Below are 1,796 nucleotides of genomic sequence, written 5' to 3'. Positions count from 1 at the left end.
GCTCTTCCGATCTCTTTCTTATTATTTGCTTTATTTGTTACTGGAGCGGCAAATGCCAACGTTACCGATGAAGATTTCGTAGCCCGGAAAACACAAAACTTGCTCAATCTCTGTACTGCTTCGCCGCAAGACCCCCATTATCGGGAAGCAATCCATTTTTGCCATGGTTATTTGGTCGGAGCCTATCATTATTATCAAGCCCAGACCGAAGAAAAACAGGAATCGAAGCTGTTCTGCCCTCCTGAGCCTAAACCCTCGCGCAACGAGAGTATCGCCATGTTTATTTCATGGGCTAAGACACACCCTCAATACATGAACGAAATGCCGGTCGAAACGGAATTCAGATTTTTAACCGAAAAATGGCCATGTATAAATAAATAACAGGGGATACAACATGAAAAGATTCTCGATTTCAGTCATAGCGATATTAGCCATTTCCATTTTGGCTGGTTGCGCCGGCATGTCGGATACTCAGCAACGCACCGTAACCGGAGGTATGGGAGGTGCTGCAACCGGAGCGGTAATTGGTGCGATCGCGGGCAATGCCGGCATGGGGGCCGCAATCGGTGCAGCCGCAGGCACGGCGGGCGGGTATTTGTACGGCAAACACAAAGAAGCCGAACAGCGGGCCTACCAACAAGGGCAAAGAGATGCCTATCGACAGCCGTATTAAACATAAAAATACGATTGATTTAGAAGCCTGCAGACAATTCGGCGGCTGCACCGCCGAAACAGGGAAAGCCAAGTTGAACGGGCAAGCTGTTTATATCCGACATTCACACACATCAAAATGTCGGGCAACGAAAAGATGTTATCCCGCACATGGGGCGGATTGCGACATCATTTAGCATAATTGCCTTCAACGATGACCGTTTGGGGCAGTAAACTAATTTGCGCTGAAAAAAACGAAATAATAGCATCCATCACGGTATCTTTCGTTTGCACCCGTACTTCCACTAAATTATTTTCTTTGATGAGCTCTTCCGGTTGAGTAACATAAAGCGGAAATGCTCCCCATAGCAAATACCAATTGCGGTATTGTTTTTGATAAGCCACCGGCTTCTCGCTGGATAGAACTTGAATTTTTGCATTATCGGGTGCAATCAGTTCGGTATTAAAACACCCCGCCAGCACCAGAACGACTAATACAATAACGTTCAATTTGTTCATTATCTGTTTCCTTCTACAATTATTGTCCGGCGAGGAAAACCAATCATTCCCGGAAATACATTGTAAAGCGCATCGACAAAAGTATTGGTCATATATAACCGCACTTCTTTTAATTGATTTTCTTTAATAATAATTGCGGTATCAGGCGGATCAATGGGTTCGCGACCCCACCATTTAAACCATACCGGTCTTTCCACACGAACTTGTGTCGGTGCGTCTAATGTTAATAGTCTGACGGATTGATCGGCGGGAGCATTGAGGTGAACGACACCGCAGCCTGTCAGCCATGCACTCAGCGATATTATTAAAAATGGTCGAAGCATATTGTGGCACTCAGGTAAAAAGACGGGGTCATCCGACATAACAACATTCTTTAAATTTATGGCAAGACTTTGGAAATTGGAGTTTGTTGCCTGGAAGGTTGGCGGGTCAACTTGCCTACCGGAGGCGACGCCAGCAGCTTGATGAGTTCCTGGGCCGCCGCTGTTGAAGACGCCGGGTTCTGCCCGGTGATCAGGTGGCCATCGACGATCGCGAAACTCTGCCAGTCGGCGGCCTTTTCGAAGTGACCGCCTAGACGCTTGAGTTCGTCCTCGACCAGAAACGGCACTATCTCAGTGAGGTGA

At 47.1% G+C, this 1,796-nt stretch carries 4 protein-coding genes and 1 pseudogene; 2 read left to right on the top strand and 3 right to left on the bottom strand.

Annotated features, from left to right (window positions below; genetic code table 11):
- Positions 1-381: Rap1a/Tai family immunity protein (locus EPO18_RS19680; RefSeq protein WP_363331532.1), on the top strand; the 381-nt coding region annotated here is incomplete at its 5' end.
- 13 nt (positions 382-394) lie between these two features.
- Positions 395-673 (top strand): YMGG-like glycine zipper-containing protein, encoded by a 279-nt coding sequence (locus tag EPO18_RS19675; protein WP_292436436.1) that lies wholly within the window; start codon positions 395-397, stop codon positions 671-673.
- 167 nt (positions 674-840) lie between these two features.
- On the opposite strand, the gene EPO18_RS19670 is transcribed toward EPO18_RS19675, so the two are convergent.
- From EPO18_RS19670 to EPO18_RS19660, 3 genes and pseudogenes are all read right to left on the bottom strand, one after another.
- Positions 841-1,170 carry a hypothetical protein gene (locus EPO18_RS19670; protein ID WP_292436434.1) on the bottom strand — a complete coding sequence of 110 codons (330 nt, stop codon included), beginning with the start codon at positions 1,168-1,170 and terminating at the stop codon, positions 841-843.
- Positions 1,170-1,532 carry a hypothetical protein gene (locus EPO18_RS19665; protein WP_292436431.1) on the bottom strand — a complete coding sequence of 121 codons (363 nt, stop codon included), beginning with the start codon at positions 1,530-1,532 and terminating at the stop codon, positions 1,170-1,172. The genes EPO18_RS19670 and EPO18_RS19665 overlap by 1 nt, the downstream gene beginning before the upstream one ends.
- Before the next feature lie 17 nt (positions 1,533-1,549).
- A pseudogene (locus tag EPO18_RS19660) lies at positions 1,550-1,796 on the bottom strand (hypothetical protein); the annotation flags it as partial.

The sequence above is a fragment of the Methylobacter sp. genome, from assembly GCF_004322395.1.
GTDB lineage: Bacteria > Pseudomonadota > Gammaproteobacteria > Methylococcales > Methylomonadaceae > Methylobacter_A.
This window is presented reverse-complemented; position numbering and strand designations above follow the sequence as displayed.